20 protein-coding genes are annotated in these 20,282 nt (G+C 55.3%); 18 read left to right on the top strand and 2 right to left on the bottom strand.

Features of this window, described 5'->3' with window-relative positions; genetic code table 11:
• Window position 1 precedes the first annotated feature (1 nt).
• The 7 genes from AB4Y96_RS13955 (at window position 2) to AB4Y96_RS13925 (ending at window position 5,535) form a co-directional block, all read left to right on the top strand.
• Complete coding sequence (locus AB4Y96_RS13955) at window positions 2-868, top strand: carbohydrate ABC transporter permease (RefSeq protein WP_441918114.1); 867 nt, start codon at window positions 2-4, stop codon at window positions 866-868.
• A 1-nt stretch (window position 869) separates the two neighbouring features.
• Complete coding sequence (locus AB4Y96_RS13950; protein WP_441918112.1) at window positions 870-1,772, top strand: carbohydrate ABC transporter permease; 903 nt, start codon at window positions 870-872, stop codon at window positions 1,770-1,772.
• Window positions 1,772-2,113 (top strand): hypothetical protein, encoded by a 342-nt coding sequence (locus tag AB4Y96_RS13945; RefSeq protein ID WP_441918110.1) that lies wholly within the window; start codon window positions 1,772-1,774, stop codon window positions 2,111-2,113. Before AB4Y96_RS13950 ends, AB4Y96_RS13945 begins: the two co-directional genes overlap by 1 nt.
• Before the next feature lie 112 nt (window positions 2,114-2,225).
• Complete coding sequence (locus AB4Y96_RS13940; RefSeq protein WP_441918109.1) at window positions 2,226-2,558, top strand: hypothetical protein; 333 nt, start codon at window positions 2,226-2,228, stop codon at window positions 2,556-2,558.
• 271 nt (window positions 2,559-2,829) lie between these two features.
• Window positions 2,830-3,111 (top strand): DUF2160 domain-containing protein, encoded by a 282-nt coding sequence (locus tag AB4Y96_RS13935; RefSeq protein ID WP_441918108.1) that lies wholly within the window; start codon window positions 2,830-2,832, stop codon window positions 3,109-3,111.
• Window positions 3,112-3,223: 112 nt separating this feature from the next.
• Window positions 3,224-4,948 (top strand): ABC transporter substrate-binding protein, encoded by a 1,725-nt coding sequence (locus AB4Y96_RS13930; protein WP_441918107.1) that lies wholly within the window; start codon window positions 3,224-3,226, stop codon window positions 4,946-4,948.
• 116 nt (window positions 4,949-5,064) lie between these two features.
• Window positions 5,065-5,535 carry an SRPBCC domain-containing protein gene (locus tag AB4Y96_RS13925; RefSeq protein WP_091879069.1) on the top strand — a complete coding sequence of 157 codons (471 nt, stop codon included), beginning with the start codon at window positions 5,065-5,067 and terminating at the stop codon, window positions 5,533-5,535.
• 11 nt (window positions 5,536-5,546) lie between these two features.
• Here AB4Y96_RS13925 and AB4Y96_RS13920 read toward each other — a convergent pair whose 3' ends face one another.
• Together AB4Y96_RS13920 and AB4Y96_RS13915 are read right to left on the bottom strand one after the other, a co-directional pair.
• A complete protein-coding gene (locus AB4Y96_RS13920) occupies window positions 5,547-6,164 on the bottom strand; it encodes a glutathione S-transferase family protein (protein ID WP_441918105.1) in 618 nt (205 codons plus the stop codon).
• Window positions 6,165-6,240: 76 nt separating this feature from the next.
• Entirely contained in the window at window positions 6,241-7,404 is a 1,164-nt protein-coding gene (locus tag AB4Y96_RS13915) for a dihydrodipicolinate synthase family protein (RefSeq protein WP_441918149.1), read from the bottom strand.
• Between the two features lie 245 nt (window positions 7,405-7,649).
• Here AB4Y96_RS13915 and AB4Y96_RS13910 point away from each other — a divergent pair, with 245 nt between their 5' ends.
• The 11 genes from AB4Y96_RS13910 to AB4Y96_RS13860 all read left to right on the top strand — a co-directional run bounded on the left by AB4Y96_RS13910 (window position 7,650) and on the right by AB4Y96_RS13860 (window position 20,238).
• Complete coding sequence (locus tag AB4Y96_RS13910) at window positions 7,650-8,693, top strand: LacI family DNA-binding transcriptional regulator (RefSeq protein WP_441918103.1); 1,044 nt, start codon at window positions 7,650-7,652, stop codon at window positions 8,691-8,693.
• A complete protein-coding gene (locus AB4Y96_RS13905) occupies window positions 8,690-9,691 on the top strand; it encodes a Gfo/Idh/MocA family protein (protein WP_441918101.1) in 1,002 nt (333 codons plus the stop codon). The genes AB4Y96_RS13910 and AB4Y96_RS13905 overlap by 4 nt, the downstream gene beginning before the upstream one ends.
• Window positions 9,692-9,708: 17 nt before the next feature.
• Window positions 9,709-11,310, top strand: a complete 1,602-nt coding sequence (locus AB4Y96_RS13900; RefSeq protein WP_441918099.1) for an acyl CoA:acetate/3-ketoacid CoA transferase — start codon at window positions 9,709-9,711, stop codon at window positions 11,308-11,310.
• Window positions 11,303-12,082 carry an enoyl-CoA hydratase/isomerase family protein gene (locus AB4Y96_RS13895; protein WP_441918098.1) on the top strand — a complete coding sequence of 260 codons (780 nt, stop codon included), beginning with the start codon at window positions 11,303-11,305 and terminating at the stop codon, window positions 12,080-12,082. The genes AB4Y96_RS13900 and AB4Y96_RS13895 overlap by 8 nt, the downstream gene beginning before the upstream one ends.
• Entirely contained in the window at window positions 12,082-13,590 is a 1,509-nt protein-coding gene (locus tag AB4Y96_RS13890; protein ID WP_441918097.1) for an aldehyde dehydrogenase family protein, read from the top strand. Before AB4Y96_RS13895 ends, AB4Y96_RS13890 begins: the two co-directional genes overlap by 1 nt.
• A 107-nt stretch (window positions 13,591-13,697) precedes the next feature.
• Entirely contained in the window at window positions 13,698-14,945 is a 1,248-nt protein-coding gene (locus tag AB4Y96_RS13885; RefSeq protein ID WP_091879059.1) for an ABC transporter substrate-binding protein, read from the top strand.
• 97 nt (window positions 14,946-15,042) lie between these two features.
• Window positions 15,043-15,921, top strand: a complete 879-nt coding sequence (locus tag AB4Y96_RS13880) for a carbohydrate ABC transporter permease (protein ID WP_441918095.1) — start codon at window positions 15,043-15,045, stop codon at window positions 15,919-15,921.
• On the top strand, window positions 15,918-16,799 hold the full coding sequence (locus AB4Y96_RS13875) for a carbohydrate ABC transporter permease (RefSeq protein WP_441918093.1): 882 nt from the start codon (window positions 15,918-15,920) through the stop codon (window positions 16,797-16,799). The genes AB4Y96_RS13880 and AB4Y96_RS13875 overlap by 4 nt, the downstream gene beginning before the upstream one ends.
• Before the next feature lie 4 nt (window positions 16,800-16,803).
• A complete protein-coding gene (locus AB4Y96_RS13870; RefSeq protein ID WP_441918091.1) occupies window positions 16,804-17,922 on the top strand; it encodes an ABC transporter ATP-binding protein in 1,119 nt (372 codons plus the stop codon).
• Window positions 17,923-17,935: 13 nt separating this feature from the next.
• The gene (locus AB4Y96_RS13865; RefSeq protein ID WP_441918089.1) at window positions 17,936-19,459 is read left to right on the top strand and encodes a GMC oxidoreductase; all 1,524 of its coding nucleotides are present in this window, start codon (window positions 17,936-17,938) and stop codon (window positions 19,457-19,459) included.
• Window positions 19,459-20,238: a 3-ketoacyl-ACP reductase gene (locus tag AB4Y96_RS13860; protein WP_441918087.1), complete on the top strand. Its 780-nt coding sequence runs from the start codon at window positions 19,459-19,461 to the stop codon at window positions 20,236-20,238. The genes AB4Y96_RS13865 and AB4Y96_RS13860 overlap by 1 nt, the downstream gene beginning before the upstream one ends.
• Window positions 20,239-20,282 lie beyond the last annotated feature (44 nt).

Raw genomic sequence — 20,282 nt, 5'->3', positions numbered from 1 at the left:
CGTGGAAAAAACATGGAACAACAAAGCCTGGTTCATGGTTCTGCCCATGCTTCTGCTTGTGGCTTTTTCAGCCGTCATCCCGCTGATGACCGTGGTCAACTATTCGGTGCAGGATACGTTCGGCAATAACCAGTTTTTCTGGGCCGGTACGGAATGGTTCACGGAAATTCTGCAGTCGGAGCGCTTTCACTCGGCGCTTATCCGCAATCTGGTATTCTCATTTATTATTCTCGCCATTGAGATTCCGCTTGGCATCATCATTGCGCTGAATATGCCGCGCAAGGGTCTTGGTGTTCCGGTATGTCTCGTGCTGATGGCGCTGCCGTTGCTCATTCCGTGGAATGTGGTTGGCACAATCTGGCAGGTGTTTGGCCGCGTTGATATTGGTCTTCTCGGTCATACGCTTGAAAGCCTCGGGATCAACTACAACTACGTGCAAAACCCGCTGCATGCGTGGTTCACGGTCATCCTGATGGATGTCTGGCACTGGACAAGCCTTGTCGTGCTGCTTTGCTATGCCGGTCTTGTCTCGATCCCCGATGCTTTTTATCAAGCTGCGAAGATTGATGGCGCATCACGCTGGGCCGTGTTCCGTTACATCCAGCTGCCAAAGATGAACCGCGTTCTGCTGATCGCCGTGCTTCTGCGCTTTATGGACAGCTTCATGATCTATACCGAGCCATTCGTGGTAACAGGCGGCGGTCCGGGCAACTCCACCACGTTCCTGTCAATCGATCTTGTGAAAATTGCTATTGGCCAGTTCGATCTTGGACCGGCAGCGGCCATGTCTATTGTCTACTTCCTGATCATTCTTCTTCTGTCATGGGTCTTCTATACGATCATGACCAACTATGATGCGGAGCGCTGATATGAGTGTGCAAAATGAAACACTCGCCCGCACGGCAACGGTCAGCCCCGAGCAGACAAAACTCGACAAGGCATTGGCGCGCAAGATGCGCAAGCGCGGCGATGAATCCAAATTCTGGTGGCTGATACCGACGCTTTATATCATATTCCTGCTGCTGCCGATCTATTGGCTCGTCAATATGAGCTTCAAGACCAATCAGGAGATTCTCAATAGTTTCACCCTGTGGCCGCAGAACCCGACACTGAACAATTACGCCATCATCTTCACCGATCCGGCATGGTATCGCGGCTATATCAATTCCATCATCTACGTGGTGATGAACATGGTGATTTCAGTGCTGGTGGCGCTTCCTGCGGCCTATGCCTTTTCACGCTATCGTTTCCTTGGCGACAAGCATCTGTTCTTCTGGCTGCTCACCAATCGCATGGCACCGCCAGCGGTGTTTGCCCTGCCATTCTTCCAGCTCTATTCCGCCTTCGGATTGATCGACACACACATCGCCGTTGCACTGGCCCATTGCCTGTTCAACGTGCCGCTCGCCGTCTGGATTCTGGAAGGGTTCATGTCGGGTGTACCAAAAGAGATCGATGAAACAGCCTATATTGACGGCTATTCCTTCCCACGCTTTTTCGTGAAGATTTTTATCCCGATGATCGCGAGCGGTATCGGTGTGGCAGCCTTCTTCTGCTTCATGTTCTCATGGGTGGAACTGCTGATTGCACGGACGCTGACCACAACAGATGCCAAGCCGATTGCAGCAACCATGACCCGCACTGTTTCCGCATCGGGCATGGATTGGGGTCTTCTGGCGGCGGCAGGTGTATTGACCCTGATCCCCGGCGCTATCGTTATCTATTTCGTGCGCAATTATATCGCCAAGGGCTTTGCTCTGGGGAGGGTGTGATGAACGCTGGAAACTCGATCGAGTTGAGTGAATTGAAGGGGTTGACCAACAGATTGTTCGACCTTCTCGAGCAAGCTCGTATTGAGCGGATTCCTGTGACACAGAATCAGTATTGGTCCGTTTTTGCTGCGGACGCGTTTGCCCTTGATGGCCCACCAAGCCCCACGATGGGTGACGTGTGGGATGATTGGGAGGACCTGCGTTCAGAGGTTGCGGGTCAAATACCAGAGACAACAACCATTTTTTGGCATGCTTTTGATCATCTATCCGGATTGATGAAGGCGGTGGCTTACGCTGATCTGCAAGGTAGTTTCATCGCGGCTTCGAGGGACTTGTCATGAACCCTTTCTGGACGATTTACATATTTCTGACGACGTTGCTGCTTAGCACGACTATGCAGCAATATGCCCTGCGCAAGATCAAGGCGAAGTGTTCCGCCCGGGAGAGCGTGTAATGGCAGAACTCAAGAGTATTCCAATCGTCGAATTGCAGGAAGCGACCGCGAAGCTGTTCGCTTCGCTTATCGCGCAGGGTGTTTCGGAAATACCGCTTGAGAAGGAACAGTATTGGCGGGTGTATTTCCATGATGTCTTTAACGATGAGAAGCCCAATCCAGTTCAATCCAATGTGGGAGAGGATTGGGACGATTTGAAAGCCGAACTCAATGACCCCTCCGGCATTGCCCACTGGCATGCCTTTCACCATCTGGCAGGATTGATGAAAACCGTGGCCTATGCAGATTTGCGCGGAGCGCTTGTCGCTCCGGCTTCAAGGAAAATATCATGACCGTTGGCATAAGCTTTTTGGCAGCTGTCTCTCCGTCATCCTCGGGCTTGACCCGAGGACCCACGGTTAGGGAGCACACCCCTTTGACATCCCACGGTGCATTCCAGCTTGGCGTCGATCTCAATGGCGAACTCCCGCTTGAGGCTCGTTCCGCTGGATCGCTCCGAGCAAACCGAAGGCTAGGTGCCTCTTTGCTATGGGTCCTCGGGTCAAGCCCGAGGATGACGGAGGGGTGGAAACAGAGCGATTTACAGTTGGGACGGGTGCCATCATGAACTTCTCGTGGATGGCATGGACGCTGCCGACGGCGCTGTTCTTCCTGACAATTCTGGCGCTGCTGATCGGTATGGCCGTGTGGGAATATGTCTCTCCCGGTGGCAATCCGCGTGTTGGCATCCTGCGCTTTGAAACCACGCGCGGCGACCGCCTGTTTGTGTCGTTACTCGGTAGCGCATTCATTCATCTCGCTTGGCTGGGGTTGATCGGTCCCAACCTGTGGTGGGCTTTGGCTCTCTCCGTGGTCTACGCCGTCGGCGTATTCCGCTTCGTTTAGGAAATGATATGGCGCCGGAATCGAAGGACAATTCCGGGCAAAACGCCATGTTGAAACAGGACAGCCGGTATCATCCGGTTGTTCCGGCAATCGCAACTCTGGGAGGACTTCAATGCGAACGCGAATACTAACGACAACAACAGCACTGGCGCTGTTGCTCGGTGCAGGCTCTGCCTATGCCGGGATCGATGACGCCAAGAAATTCCTCGACAAGGAAATTGGCGATGTTTCCACGCTTGACCGCGCTGGTCAGGAAAAGGAAATGCAGTGGTTCATCGACGCTGCCAAGCCTTTTGCAGGCATGGAAATCAAGGTCGTCTCGGAATCGCTAACCACGCACCAGTATGAATCGCAGGTGCTTGCACCGGCATTCACTGCCATCACCGGCATCAAGGTCACGCATGACGTGATTCAGGAAGGTGACGTTGTTGAAAAGATCCAGACGCAGATGCAGACCGGCCAGAACCTTTATGACGGCTGGGTCAACGATAGCGATCTGATCGGCACCCACTGGCGCTATCAGCAGGTCCGCAACCTGACCGATTTCATGGCGGGCGAAGGTAAGGACGTGACCAATCCCGGTCTCGACATCGATGACTTCATTGGCACCAAATTCACAACAGCGCCGGACAAGAAGCTCTACCAGCTTCCCGACCAGCAGTTCGCCAACCTTTACTGGTTCCGCTACGACTGGTTCAACGATGCGAAGAATAAGGCCGACTTCAAGGCTAAGTATGGCTACGAACTCGGTGTTCCGGTCAACTGGTCTGCCTACGAGGATATTGCCGAGTTCTTCACTGGTCGCGATGTGGGCGGCAAAAAGGTCTACGGCCATATGGACTATGGCAAAAAAGACCCGTCACTCGGCTGGCGCTTTACTGATGCTTGGCTCTCCATGGCCGGCAATGGCGATAAGGGCCTGCCAAACGGTCTGCCTGTGGATGAATGGGGCATCAAGGTCAACGAGAAGTCCCAGCCAGTCGGTTCCTGCGTGGCCCGTGGCGGCGATACCAACGGACCAGCAGCGGTTTACTCAATCCAGAAATATCTCGACTGGTTGAAGGCCTATGCACCGCCGGAAGCACAGGGCATGACCTTCTCTGAATCCGGTCCCGTACCGGCGCAGGGCAATGTCGCGCAGCAGATTTTCTGGTACACCGCTTTCACCGCCGACATGGTCAAGCCGGGTCTGCCTGTCATGAACGACGACGGCACGCCGAAATGGCGCATGGCTCCTTCACCACATGGCGTCTACTGGAAAGACGGCATGAAGCTCGGCTATCAGGACGTGGGTTCATGGACCCTGATGAAGTCGACACCAACAGACCGTGCCAAGGCCGCCTGGCTCTACGCACAGTTCGTCACTTCGAAGACGGTTGACGTGAAGAAGAGCCAGATCGGCCTCACCTTCATTCGTGAATCGACCATCAAGGACAAGAGCTTCACCAAGCGTGCGCCGCAGCTCGGCGGTCTGATCGAGTTCTATCGCTCGCCAGCCCGTGTTCAGTGGTCACCCACGGGTACCAATGTTCCTGATTATCCGAAGCTGGCACAGCTCTGGTGGCAGGCTGTTGGCGATGCATCATCCGGTGCCAAGACGGCGCAGGCCGCCATGGACTCTCTCTGCGCCGAGCAGGAAAAGGTCATGGGCCGCATCGAAAAGTCGGGCGTGCAGGGCGATATCGGTCCGAAACTGGCCGAAGAGCATGATCTTGCCTACTGGAATGCCGATGCCGTCAAGAACGGTCATCTGGCACCTCAGCTGAAGATCGCCAATGAAAAGGAAAAGCCCCAGACCATCAATTATGATGAGCTGGTCAAGAGCTGGAACAAGTAAGCTTTGCTATCCGATGAAAAAGGGGATGGTGCTCGCGCGCCATCCCCTTTTTCTTTGAGCAACCGCATCGATAGAGCCAGATTGGAATTTTACCGCCAATCGGCTATGATGGGGACATGAGCGATACTTCGAGCACAGTTGTATCCAAGGCAATGAAGGCGTCCTGTGAGGCCGTTTACGGTGCTTTCACAGACCCTGACGCCCTTGCCGTATGGCTTCCGCCCGGCTCCATGCATGGCATTGTCCATGATTTTGATGGGCGCGAAGGCGGGTCTCTACGTATGTCACTCGTTTACCCCGAGGATGAGGGTCTGCCACGGGGCAAGACGTTGGACAATATTGATACTTTTGACGTCCGCTTTGTGGCTCTGGTACCTGCCAGCAAGATCGTATGGGCGGTCCGGTTTGAATCGGATGATCCGGCCTATGCGGGCGAAATGCTGATGACAACGACGATGGAGCCGACGGACGGTGGCTCGCAGATTACCATAGCGTGTAACGATATTCCGCGGGGTATCCGGCCCGAAGACAACGAAACCGGGTGCCGTTCCACGTTGAACAAGCTTGCTTCCTTTCTTGGTGGCTGACCGCTTTTCTATCAGTCGTGGGTTTCGCCGGAGAAAGATGTCGCCTGCATGGATGGTCGCTGGCAGAATTCCGCATACCATGCGGCAAGGCGTGGACGTTTTTCGATGAACGGATAAATGCCGCGGAATTCGACCCAGTTCAAAGTCGTTGCCAACGCGATCTCACCAATAAGCGGCAGACCCTCAAGCGCTGCTTCCTTTTCGGCAAAGTCGCAGGCCGCGATAATTTTTTGCAGTTGAGCATCGCGCATGGTTGCCCAGCGTACGGGTTCCGGCCGCCGCTCGGTCTCCCATCGCACCACAATCCCGGAATCGGCAATACCCTGCGCCGCTGCCTGCAGCCGCAAAGTATCCCAGCGCGCTTTGCCTGTTGCGGGGATGAGTGCGTTTCCACCGGGCAGCGTGCTGAGATAATCAGCGATAACGACTGAGTCAAAGAGCGCAAGACCGTCATTGTCAATGAGCACCGGGACCTTGCCCAATGGGTTGAGCGCATAGACGCCTTCATTGCGCCGGGTCGGGCTGGTTTCATGGTGGATCACCTCAACACTATCCGCGAGGCCGATCTCATGAATGGCAACCAGCACTTTACGCGCATAGGGCGAGTGCGTCTGATAAAGAAGCTTCATGGGAAATCCTGCCTGATCGGATGAGTCGGCGCAGACAATCGCCCGGCAGGCTTTTTCGATCAAGTGTTCCGAAAACTTAAAGTCCGTAGATTTGCAGCAAGCTCTTCATACGGCCTGTCGCAAGCTCTGGACTGTCCAGAACATTGGCCTGATCAGCCAGCCGGAAAATATCAGCGTAATGCATGATACCGCGCGCTGACTGCATGCCTGCGGGCATGGTGAAATGGTTCTGGTGACCGTTGAGCCAAGCAAGGAAAACCACACCCGCCTTGTAATATTGGGTGGGTGCTTCGAAGATTTTGCGCGACAGTGGCACGGTGGGCTCGATCACATCGCGGAACACTTGAGTTTGTCCATCGGCCAAATGAGCCAATGCTTTGGATGCCTGCGGCGCGACTGCATCGAAAATGCCAAGCAGAGCATGGCTATATTTCCCGCCGTCCCCCTCAATCAGTTCCGCATAGTTGAAATCATCGCCAGTGAAACACAGAACGCCCTCGGGCAGACGCTTGCGTAAAGCAATCTCTCTTTCGTTGTCGAGCAGGGAAATCTTGATGCCCTCAACCTTGTCTTTGTTGTCGGTGATTATGGCGAGCACCGTTTCCAGCGCTTCCTCAAAGGCATGGGAGCCCCAATAACCCGAAAGCCGTGCGTCAAACATATCGCCGAGCCAATGCAGCACGACCTTATTCTGTGTCTGGCGCAGGATTTCGCCATAGACGTTTCGGTAATCGTCCCCGGATTTTGCCACTTTGGCGAGAGCCCTGCTTGCCATCATGACAGCGCGGCCACCATGCGCTTCAACAAAACCGATCTGCGTTTCATAAGCAGAAATAACATCCCCAAGGGTGCTGGTATTTTCGGGTAGCAGTTGATCGGTTCCAGCACCACAAGCAAGATCGGCACCCGAAACACTGTGTGCTTCGGTAAGCGAACGACGTATCAGTTCCTGCGCGCCAGCCCAGTCCAGCCCCATGCCACGCTGGGCTGTGTCCATCGCTTCGGCGATCTTGAATCCGAGGGACCAGAGATGGTGGCGAAACGCCATGGTCGCATCCCAATCTATGGCCGGAGAGCCCCATGGTGTCCTGTCCTTTAGCGGATCGGATACCACATGGGCGGCTGCATAGGCGATACGATTGAAGACTGGTGGGGAGGCTGGCCGGGCGGTGGGCTCACCTGAAAGGCGATAGGCTGAAAGCTTACCATCTGCAGTGGGCAGGTCCAGAACAAGGGTCATCATATCGCTCCCATTCAACACGATGAGCTTTGTAATTTGGAACGTTCCAAAAAACAAGTAGGAAAAATCGGCCGATTGGACGGCTATTTTCGTTGAAATTGTACGTACTTCACGTGGTATCATTGGAGAATGCACTATTACCCACGAAAAATGCGCTGTTTGGCGCGATTATATCTCTTAGTATTCTTGCTTGACAAATTTGGAACGTTCCAATTATATCGATATTCTGATTGTGGAGGATGCCAGTGAACCGAAGCCGGACAACCGTTGTGGATATTGCGCACGCCGCTGGCGTGTCGAAATCCACCGTGTCGCTGGTTCTGCAAGGCAGCCCATTGGTCAATGAAAAGACCCGCGAAAAGGTCAATAGTGTCATTGCCGATCTGGGTTATGTCTACAACCGCGGTGCCGCCAATCTGCGGCAGTCACGCTCAAAAATCGTCGGCATCGTGGTCAATGACCTCACCAACAGTTTCTTCGCTGAGCTTGCTGTGGGGATGGATATGGTTGTCCAATCCGCAGGCTATGTGCAATTTCTCGCCCATAGTGGTGAAAGCGTCGACCGTCAGCGCGAAGTCATCGCATCCATGCGCGAAAACGGTATTGCCGGATTGATCCTGTCGCCGGCACGCGGTACGGAGGCTGCCGACCTCAAGCCATTGATTGATAGCGGCATTCCCGTCGTGATCGTCGTTCGCAATCTGCCCGGCGCCAAAGTCTCAACGCTACTGTCCGATAATTATACGGGCGCCAAGGCAGCTGTGCGTCATCTGATTTCGCTCGGGCATAGCCGTATCGGCTTCATGGGCGGCTTTCTTGATACAGCGGTTTTTGCCGAGCGGCTTCGCGGCTACCGCGATGCCTTGCAGGAGGCAGGTCTTGCTGTTGATGAGGCGCTCATCATTCATTCTGCACCATCCCGTGCTGGCGGTGTTGCGGCTGTGGAGCGCATGATGCTCGTTGCCGATAGGGCAACGGCTGCGCTGTGCCTGAACGATGCCGTGGCCTTCGGTGTCTGCGACGGTTTGCGGTCGGTTGGCATTGAGCCCGGCAAGGGGTTCGGCGTCATCGGTTTTGACGATGTGATCGAGGCAAAGACTGCTGTCCCGGCTCTGACAACGGTTTCGGTCGACCCGCAGGGCATGGGGCAGCGCGCCGCGCAGCTTTTGCTCAAGCAGATCAATGCGGGTGGAAGCGAACAGGAATCACTGGTGACATCGGTGCGTCTTGTGGTGCGGCAGAGTTGCGGTGCGCCGGTGAAGAACAATCATCTGGAGAAAATGGCATGACACGTTGGGGTTTGATCGGAGCAAGCACGATTGCGCATGAGTGGGTTATCGATGCGATCCGCGCCGAGGGCGGCGAAATCGTCTCCGTGATGAGCACCAGTTCTGAGCGTGGTCAAAAATATGCTGCCGATCATGGCATTGCCAAATCTGTTACCTCCGTCGATGCACTGGTCAATGATCAGGATGTCGATGCCGTTTATATCTCGACGACAAATGAACTGCACAAGGATCAGGTGCTCGCCGCTGCCGCTGCCGGAAAGCATGTGCTATGCGAAAAGCCGCTGGCGATGAGCCTTGGCGATGCGAAGGCGATGGTTGACGCCTGCCGCGCGGCGGGCGTTGTGCTGGGCACAAACCATCACCTGCGCAATGCCGCGAGCCATACGGCCATGCGCGATGCAATCGCTGTGGGCAAGATCGGCAAGCCGCTGGCCGCCCGGGTCTTTCACGCCGTGTATCTTCCGCCGCATCTGCAGGGCTGGCGGCTCGACAAGCCGGAAGCTGGTGGCGGTGTGATCCTTGATATCACCGTGCACGACACGGATACGCTGCGCTATGTGCTGGGCGATGATCCCGCGGAAGTTGTCGCTGCCTCCCAGCAGGGCGGTCTTGGCAAGGCTGGCCTCGCTGATGGTGTCATGGGCGTCATGCGTTTCAAATCGGGTCTCATTGCGCAGTTCCATGATGGTTTTACCACCAAATACGCGGAAACGGGGTTTGAGGTGCATGGTACTGAAGGTTCCCTTGTTGGTCGCAACGTCATGAGCCAGAAGCCAGTTGGCACAGTCACCCTGCGCAATGCTGATGGTGAGACTGAGCTAAAGCTCAATCACAAGAACCTCTATGAGACAGGTATTGCGAAATTTCATGCGGCCATCCTCGGCAAGGGGCAGCCACCCGCAACAGGTGAAGATGGCGTTTGGTCGTTGGCCACCGGTCTCGCAGTGGTGGAGGCGGCCAGCACAGGCACCGTCCAGAAAATCAACTCAGGTCTTTAAGAGAACGACATTCCAGAATGAGCAAGCACATAACCCCTGAAGAGGCCGCAAACCTCATCCCTGATGCGGCGATCGTCTCGGTCTCCTCGTCGAGCGGTCTTGGCTGTCCCGATCTGATGCTGAAAGCCATCGGCGCGCGGTTTGATGCGACAGGACATCCGCGTGATCTGACGACGCTGCACCCTATCGCAGCTGGTGATATGAGCGGGATCAAGGGTATCGATTACATCGCAAAAAAAGGGCTGCTGAAACGTATTCTAGGTGGTTCCTACCCTTCAGGTCCATCAACGGCTGAACCGCCGCTGATCTGGCAGATGATCGGCAATGACGAAGTCGCTGCCTACAATATTCCATCGGGTATCCTGTTCGACATGCACCGCGAGGCGGCGGCCAAACGGCCGGGTGTGTTGACCAAAGTCGGGCTTGATACATTCGTCGATCCGGATCGTCAGGGCTGCGCGATGAACGCGTCAGCCGCAAGGGAGCCTGTTGTCCGCAAGATCGAATTCGAGGGCGAGGAATGGCTGTTCTTCAAACCCGTTATCCCGCAAGTCGCCATCATCCGTGCGACGACGGCGGATGAACGCGGCAACCTGACTTATGAACACGAAGGTGCCTATCTCGGCGGCTTCGATCAAGCGCTGGCTGTGCGCAACAATGGCGGCATCGTCATTGCGCAGGTCAAACGCATCACCAAGAGCGGCTCGCTGAAACCGCATGATGTCCGCGTGCCCGGTATCCTTGTTGATTATGTGGTTGTTGATCCCGATCAGAAGCAGACGACACAGACGGTCTATGACCCGGCTATATCAGGCGAAATCTTCCATCCTCTGGAGGATTTTGCTTTGCCGGATTTCAATATCCAGAAGGTCATCGCCCGCCGTGTGGCAACAGAGCTGGAGGCAGGCAGCGCCGTCAATCTCGGCTTTGGCATCTCGGCTAATGTACCGCGCATCCTGCTTGAAGAAGGATTGCATGGCGCCGTGACATGGGTGATCGAGCAGGGGCCGGTCGGCGGTATTCCGTTGCTGGATTTTGCCTTTGGCTGTGCCTCCAACGCGGAAGCCTTTGTGCCGTCTCCGCACCAGTTCACTTATTTTCAGGGTGCGGGTTTTGACGCATCGCTGCTGTCCTTCCTCGAGATCGACAAAACAGGTTCGGTGAACGTTTCAAAACTCAGCTTCCGCCCGCATGTCACCGCAGGCGCAGGTGGGTTTGTCGATATCACCGCCCGCGCTCGCAAGATCGTCTTCTCCGGCATGTTCAATGCGGGTGCCAAGGTTCATGTGGCCGATGGCAAGCTTGTCATCGAGAAGGAGGGCAAGCTGAAGAAGCTGGTCAATGAAGTGGAGCACGTCACATTCTCCGGCCGCCGCGCCGTTGAGCAGGGGCAGGATATCACCTATGTGACTGAGCGCTGCGTGATGGTTCTGCGTCCTGAAGGTATTATCCTCACGGAGATTGCACCGGGCGTCGACCTTCAGACCCAAATCCTCGACCAATCGGAATTCCCGCTCATCGTTGCCCGTGACCTGAAGTTGATGGCAGCAGAACTTTTTGCCGAAGGCCCTTTCGGTTTGAAGCTGCCGCAGAAACCGGAAAGGACGCTCCATGGCTGAGCCTCGCATTACTGTCAGTTTCGATGGGCCTGTTGCGACGATCACCGTGTCGCGTCCGGAAAAACTCAATGCATTTGATATAGGCATGCTGAAAGAGCTTTCGGCTGTCTGCGATGAGCTGGAAGCCAATGCCGATATTCGTGTGGCCATTCTAACCGGCGCTGGCAAAGCCTTCTCGGCGGGTGGCGATATCAAGGCCTGGGCTGCCATGACCCCGAATGAATTCGGCCATGCCTGGGTGCGTTTCGGGCACCGTGTATTCGAACGTTTGGCGACATTGCGCGTGCCGCTGATTGCTGCCCTCAATGGCCATGCACTGGGTGGCGGGCTGGAGCTTGCTGCCGCTGCCGATATCCGTATTGCCGAGACTCATATTCGTATCGGCCTTCCGGAAACCGGTTTGGGCATGGTGCCGGGCTGGTCAGGAACACAGCGCCTTGTTCGCCGGTTCGGTGCGCAGGTGATCAGGCGCATGGCGCTGGGGGGTGAGATTTTCAGTGCTACCGAAGCCGCTGCCCTTGGGATCGTGGATCATGTGGTGGAAACCGGAGCAGCGGTCACTGCAGCGCAGGCCTATGCGGAACGGATCGCCAAGCGCGGACCTGCCGCTGTGGAAGTGGCAAAATTGATGATTGCGTCGGCAAACGGCGAAGACAATGGCACGGCGGTTGAAGCTCTTGGCTCGATCCTCGTCGCAAAAACAGCGGACCTGAAAGAAGGTGTTTCGGCCTTTGCCGAAAAGCGCGAGCCCGTGTTCAAGGGAGAATGGTAATGACGGTTCTGATGCGGCCACAAGCGCTCGACAATTTCAAAGTCCGCGAATTCCAGATGCTGATCGATGGCAAATGGACCAATGGCGCGGAAGGCGGCGTGATTGAACGCAAGAGTCCCGGCCATGGTGTTGTTGTCTCGCGCTATCAGGCAGGCACAAAGGCCGACGCGGAGCGGGCAATCCGCGCTGCGCGCAATGCCTTCGATAATGGCCCATGGTCGCGCATGACCGGTGCCGAACGCTCGAATATCCTGTTGAAAGCGGCAGACCTGATTGCAGCGCGTTCTGACGAACTGGCCTATCTCGATTGCATCGAATCCGGCAAACCAATTTCACAGGCCAAAGGCGAACTCGGTGGTGCCGTCGATATCTGGCGTTATGCTGCCGCACTTGGCCGCGATCTGCATGGCGAAAGCTACAATACGTTGGGCGATGGCACACTCGGTGTCGTCTTGCGCGAGGCAATCGGCGTCATATCCATTATTACCCCGTGGAATTTCCCATTCCTGATCGTCAGCCAGAAGCTGCCTTTTGCCTTGGCTGCCGGCTGTACCGCCGTTGTCAAACCGTCCGAGCTGACATCGGGCTCCACTCTGGTTCTCGGTGAAATCCTGATGGAGGCTGGTGTTCCCGCTGGTGTCGTCAATATCCTCGCCGGAACCGGTGCAGAAGTCGGCGCGCCGATGACCACCCATCCGGATGTCGACATGGTTTCCTTCACCGGTTCGACCCTTATTGGCAAACTGACAATGGCCAATGCGGCCCAGACCTTGAAGAAAGTCTCGCTGGAACTGGGCGGCAAGAACCCGCAGATCGTTTTTCCGGATGCCAATCTGGATGATTTCATCGATGCGGCTGTTTTCGGTGCTTATTTCAACGCGGGTGAATGCTGCAATGCCGGTTCGCGCCTGATCGTTCACCGCGATATTGCCGATGAAGTGACGCAACGTGTTGCGGCCCTCTCGGCCAAGGTTAGGGTTGGTGACCCGCTTGATCCGCTAACCAAGGTCGGCGCGATCATCACACCGGAGCATTTGACCAAGATCGATACGTATGTGCGCAATGCTGCGTCCGCTGGTGCTGCCATTTCCCATGGTGGCACGCCGCTTGATCTGGGGCTGGGTCAGTATATGAGCCCGACCATTTTGTCCGCCGTGCAACCCGACATGGCTGTTGCCCGTGAAGAAGTGTTTGGTCCTGTGCTTTCCGTGCTAACATTTGAAACCATGGAAGACGCGATCCGGATTGCCAACTCCATCGATTACGGCCTGTCGGCAGGTGTGTGGAGTCGCGACTTCGATACATGTCTCACCGTTGGCCGCCGGGTGCGTGCCGGAACCATCTGGATGAATACGTTTATGGATGGCGCTTCGGAACTGCCGTTCGGCGGTTATCGTCAGTCGGGATTGGGTCGCGAATTGGGACGTCATGCGGTTGAGGATTATACGGAGACCAAGACTCTGAACATGCATATGGGACGTCGGACTTTACTTTGGGCGTCGAATTAAATCGATTGTATTCGCCGTTCCGCTTATTGTATGAATGCATCAGGCTGAGGGATATCTGCAGTCTAGGGTAGTGGGAAGTTTTATCTTTTTTCCTTGGGAGGAATGAAATGAACAAGCTGATGAATACGGTTGCCGCGACAGCCATGCTGCTCGGCACGGCAACAATGGCCCGCGCCGCTGAAAACGTCGAAGTTCTGCATTGGTGGACATCCGGCGGTGAAGCGACAGCGCTGGAAGTCCTGAAAAAGGATCTGGAAAAGAAGGGCATCACCTGGTCGGATATGCCTGTGGCCGGCGGTGGCGGTACGGAAGCCATGACCGTTCTGCGTGCTCGTGTAACCGGTGGCAATCCTCCGACAGCCGTACAGGCACTCGGCTTCGACATCACCGACTGGGCAAAGCAGGGCGTTCTTGCCAACCTTGATGACGTTGCAACGAAGGAAAAGTGGGCTGACGTCATTCCTGGCGCGTTGCAGAATTTCTCGAAATATGACGGTCATTGGATTGCTGCACCTGTCAACGTTCACTCCACCAACTGGATGTGGATCAACAAGGCGGCTCTCGACAAGGCTGGCGGCAAGGAACCCAAGAACTGGGACGAACTGATTGCTCTTCTCGATAATTTCAAGAAGCAGGGCATCACACCGATCGCCCACGGCGGTCAGCCATGGCAGGACGCAACCATTTTTGATGCGGTTGTGCTCTCGCTCGGCAATGACTTCTACAAGGCGGCTTTCATCGATCTCGACCCCAAGGCTTTGGGCGGCGCGAAGATGAAGGAAGCTTTCGACCGCATGACCAAGCTGCGTTCCTATGTGGATGACAATTTCTCCGGCCGCGACTGGAACCTTGCTTCCACCATGGTTATCGAAGGCAAGGCTGGCGTGCAGTTCATGGGTGACTGGGCCAAGGGCGAATTCGTCAAGGCCAAGAAGGAGCCAGGCAAGGATTTCGTTTGCATGCGCTTCCCGGGCACTCAGGGTTCTGTAACCTTCAACTCCGACCAGTTCCTGTTCTTCAAGAAGAGCGAAGCAGAACACAAGTCGCAGCTCGTTATGGCATCATCCATTGAAAGCCCGACATTCCAGTCAGCTTTCAACGTTGTGAAGGGTTCGGCTCCGGCTCGTACCGACGTTTCCGATGCGGCTTTTGATGCTTGCGGCAAGAAGGCAATCAAGGATCTGGCTGAAGCCAACAAGGCCGGAACACTCTATGGTTCCATGGCCCATGGTTATGCTGTTCCTGCAGCCATCAAGAACGCGATCTATGACGTTGTTACCCGCGAATTCAACGGTGAATTGACATCCGACGCGGCTGTCAAGGAACTCGTTTCCGCCGTGGACGCTGCCAAGTAAGCGCTCCCATTCTGTCCGGGGTGTTACCGCCCCGGACAGGTTTCCCGTGAATATGCACGGCAATGACAAGAATTTAAAAAGTTGAAGGGGTGAGGCTATGGATACCCGCAGCCGCATACAGGACTTGATACCCAAACTGGTGTTGGCACCAAGCTTTCTGATTGTCCTGATCTTCGTCTATGGCTTTATCATTTATACGGGCGTCCTGTCGTTCACCGACAGCAAGATGCTGCCGTCATTTGGTTTTGTCGGACTGGAGAACTACCGCAAGCTGTGGGCTCTGCCGCATTGGTGGCGTGCCATTAGCAATCTGGGTATTTTTGCCTCGCTCTATATCATTATCTGCACGGTTATCGGTCTAGGCCTTGCCATTCTGCTGGATCAGAAGATTCGCATTGAAGGCTTCCTGCGCCCGATCTACCTCTACCCCATGGCGCTTTCATTCATCGTGACCGGCGTTGCATGGAAATGGTTTCTCGATCCGGGTATCGGCCTCGAAAACACCATGCACCAATGGGGCTGGACCAGCTTCGCCTTCAACTGGATCAAGGATTCCAAGATGGCGATCTATACGGTGGTGATTGCCGCCGTCTGGCAATCCTCAGGTTTTGTCATGGCGATGTTCCTTGCGGGTCTGCGCGGCGTCGATAACGAGATCATCAAGGCGGCCCAGATCGACGGGGCGTCCACCACGATGATCTATCGCCGTATTATCATTCCGCTGATGCGCCCGGTGTTTCTGTCTGCCTTCGTTGTTCTCGCCCACCTCGCCATCAAGGCCTATGATCTTGTGATCGCATTGACAGGCGGCGGCCCCGGACAGGCAACTGAATTGCCCGCGACATTTATGTATTCCTATACATTCACGCGCAATTCCATGGGCATCGGTGCGTCCTCGGCCATCATCATGCTGATCACGATTTTCGCGATCATCATTCCCTATCTCTATTCCGAAGTAAGGGGAGGCACCAAATGAGCGCCCAGAGCCCCGATAATGCGATTTCCAGCGGCAAGCTGACCCGCGTCCTGATCTATATTGCGCTGCTGGTCTTTGCCTTTTACTACCTGCTGCCACTCTACGTTATGGTGGTGAATTCGCTGAAAACCCTTGATGAGATACGTCAGGGTGGGATGCTGTCACCACCGCATGAATGGACCATCGAGCCATGGTTGGCCGCATGGTCGACGGCGCAGATTGGCGTGCAGCCAACCGGATTGAAACCCTATTTCTTCAATTCGATTATCATGGTCATTCCAGCCGTTGCCATTTCAACCGTTATGGGTGCGTTGAATGGTTATGTCCTGACCAAATGGAAATTTCGCGGCTCGAACGTCATGTTCGGCATGTTGCTGCTTGGTTGTTTCATTCCGTTCCAGATCGTTCTTATTCCGATGGCGCGGGTACTCGGCATGCTTGGTATGGCGGGCACTATTCAAGGCCTGATATTTGTCCATGTGATCTATGGCCTTGGCTTCACCACGCTCTATTTCCGCAACTACTATGAAGCGTTCCCGACCGAACTCGTTCGCGCTGCACAGATTGACGGTGCGAGCTTCTTCCAGATTTTCTGGCGTATTCTTCTTCCCTCATCGGGGCCGATCATTGTTGTATCTGTCATCTGGCAGTTCACCAATATCTGGAACGACTTTCTCTTCGGTGCGTCTTTCTCAGGATTCAGCAGCACGCCAATGACGGTTGCGCTCAACAATCTTGTGAACTCATCGACAGGCGTGAAGGAATATAACGTGCATTTCGCCGGCGCGATCCTCGCCGCACTGCCAACTCTTATCGTCTACATCGTTTCCGGGCGCTACTTCGTCCGTGGACTTATGTCCGGCGCCGTGAAGGGATAATCAAATGTCATTTCTACAGATCAAGAACCTGCATAAATCCTATGGCAATGTCCCGATTTTGAAGGACATCAATATTGAGATCGATGAAGGCGGTTTTCTCGTTCTCGTCGGACCTTCCGGCTGCGGCAAGTCCACTTTGCTCAACACCATTGCTGGGTTGGAGCCGATCAGTTCCGGCGATATTTCCATCAAGGGAAAATCAATAAGCGGATTGCATCCATCCAAGCGTGATATCGCCATGGTGTTCCAGTCCTACGCGCTCTATCCCAACATGACTGTTGGCGGAAACATCGCCTTCGGCATGGAAATTCGCGGCGTACCAAAAGACGAGCGCGAAAAGGCCATCAAGCAGGTCGCTGACATGCTGCAAATCGGCCATCTGCTCGACCGCAAGCCAAGCCAGCTTTCCGGCGGTCAGCGCCAGCGTGTTGCCATGGGGCGCGCCCTTGTGCGCAACCCTCAGGTGTTCCTGTTCGACGAACCTTTGTCCAATCTCGATGCCAAGTTGCGTGTGGATATGCGCACGGAAATCAAGCGCCTGCATCAGCGCATGAAAACGACTATTGTCTATGTGACCCATGATCAGATCGAGGCCATGACGCTCGCGACCAAAATCGCCGTGCTCAAGGACGGTATCTTGCAGCAGTTCGGCACCCCGGCTGAGATTTACAACAACCCGACCAACCTGTTTGTTGCCGATTTCATGGGATCACCCGCGATGAACCTGCTCAAGGCAAAGATCGAAGGCAATGCGTCGGATTTGAGTGTTGTGCTCGACCGCCCCGATTCATCGCCGCTGCGGTTGCCGATCAAGAAAACCAACAGCGCGCTGGTCGGCCATTCCGGTAAGGACGTTATTTTCGGCATTCGTCCGGAAGCCTTGACCGATCCGGATGGTGCGGATCGTAATGCTATCTCGCTCGTGGAAGGCGAATGCCTGATCGACGTGGTTGAACCTGCTGGTTCCGATACGTTTGCGGTGACAAGACTTGGCAGCAAAGAAGTGGTCGCACGGTTGCGTGCCGACGCTCACATCCTGCCGGGGCAGAAGACGCAGCTGGCATTCAATCTCGACAAGGCCGTGTTCTTCGATCCGCAATCGCAACTGCGCATCGGCGCCTGACGATCACCATGCCATGAACGTTGCATCGCCACAAAGCCAATCACCCGATATTGTTATCATCGGTTCGGGGATTGGCGGGTCGACTATTGCCGCCGGTCTGGCCAGTTCAGGAGCGCAAATCCTGATTTTGGAGGCCGGGGATCATCTGCCCGATCGCCCTGAGAACCGCGATCCGCGGGCGATCTTCCAGCGTGGTTTCTTTCGCCCCGATGAAAGCTGGTATGATGCTGATGGTAAGGCGTTCAACCCCGGCAATTACTACAACGTAGGCGGCAATTCGAAGTTCTATGGTGCCGTGCTGACACGCTACCGCGCCGAGGATTTTGCCGAGATGCAACATCTGGAAGGTGTGTCGCCTGCCTGGCCCTTTGCCTATGAAGAGCTGGAGCCCTGGTACGGCAAGGCGGAAGCGCTCTATCAGGTGCGCGGAACCTCAGGCGAAGACCCGACGGAACCACATCATTCCACACCCTATGGCTTTCCACCCGTGCCCGACGAGGAGCCGATTGCTGCCTTGCGCAAGCGATTGCATGGCGCAGGCGTCCATCCGTTTTCGCTGCCACTCGGCGTTGATATCGATAAATGGATGTCGCATGGCAAGACGCCTTGGGATGCGCATCCAAACAGTTTCAACGGCAAGATGGATGCGGAAACCACCGCCCTTGCCGAAGCTTTGCAGCATGGCAACATCCGCCTGCAAACCAATTCGCGAGTGACGCGCCTGGAGACGGCGACCGATGGGAAATCGATTGTCGGCGTACATTACGTGAGGGACGGCAAGACCACTGTCATCAAACCGAAACTGGTGATCCTCTCTGCCGGGGCGGTTCAGTCGGCGGTACTTCTCTTGCGCTCTGCCAACAGTAATAATCCGGCTGGCCTTGCCAACCGGTCTGATCAGGTTGGCCGAAATTTCATGAATCATAATCTGTCGGCAGTGATCGGGTTTGATCCGCGCTTTCGCAACGATTCGATCTATCAAAAAACCTTTGGCTTCAACGATTTTTACCTGTCCGACGGGCAGGGCGGTGCGCCGCTTGGCAATGTTCAGTTGCTCGGGCGCATCAGCGGGCCTGTGCTGAAATCGGACCTCAAACTTGTTCCTGAATGGCTGCTCAATCAGTTCTGTAATCATACGGTGGATTTTCTTGCCATGAGCGAGGATGTGCCGAAGCCCGAAAGTCGCGTTCGCGTCGATGGCGACAGGATCATTCTGCAATGGGTGCGCAGCAACTGGCCTGCGCATCAGAAACTGGTCGCGCAGATCAAATCCGTCTTGCGCGCCGCCGGATTTCCGCTGGTTCTCTCCAAGGCTTTTGATCGCAAGACGCCCTCGCATCAATGTGGCACTGTTCGGATGGGAAGCGACCCGGCGCACGCACCTCTCGATGTTTATTGCCGCGCCTTCGATCATCCCAATCTGTTCGTCGTTGATGCAGCATTCCTACCGACATCTGCTGCGGTCAATCCCGCGCTGACGATCGCCGCACAGGCCTTGCGCGTCGCGGATCATATCATTGCGAAGGATCTTGCGTGATGACACAACAACCAGCACATTTGGCGAAACCCCTTGCTATCATCACCGGTGCGCGTCGCGGCATTGGGCTTGGAATTGCCAAGGCACTGGCCGCCAAGGGTTTTGATCTCGCACTCACCGATTTGGTGCGGGACGAGGCTGCTATTTCTGCGCTGGAGGCGCTTGGTGCCAAGGTACAGTTTATCGAGGCTGATCTGGCCGAGCTTTCCACTCACGAACAAACGGTCAGCGCAATCATGACGACGTTTGACCGGATCGATTGCCTGGTCAACAATGCCGGGATCGGTTCGAAAGTGCGGGGTGATTTCCTCGATCTTGATCCGGCAAATTATAATGCGATTTTTGACATCAATGTGCGGGGAACAGTGTTCTTCACGCAGACCGTATTGAAAGCCCTGCTCAAACAGGCTGATACCGGAACGCCGCGCACAATTGTTAACATTACCTCGGTTTCCGCTGAGATGACCTCGCCCGAGCGCCTTGATTACTGCATGACCAAAGCGGCGCTTGCTTCGTTTACGCAGGGCCTGGCGGTGCTGCTTGCAGATGCGGGGGTCAGTGTTTTTGACGTGCGGCCCGGTATCATCCGGTCGGATATGACGGCGGTTGCTGCCGCCAAATATGACAAGCGTATTACTGACGGTCTTGTGCCGATGAAGCGCTGGGGCGAGCCGGAGGATCTTGGTCGCATCGTTGCTGCACTTGCCAGCGGCGATTTCAGTTTTGCCACGGGCTCGATCATCAATGCTGACGGTGCTCTTTCCATTAACAGGCTTTAGCAGGTTGCTGAAAATGACCTTAACCCCCCTCTGTCCTGTCTCCC

It is taken from the genome of Phyllobacterium sp. TAF24 (assembly GCF_052113785.1).
Classification (GTDB): Bacteria; Pseudomonadota; Alphaproteobacteria; order Rhizobiales; family Rhizobiaceae; genus Phyllobacterium.
Note: the sequence above shows the minus strand (reverse complement) of the source record. Positions and strands in the feature narration are given on the sequence as shown.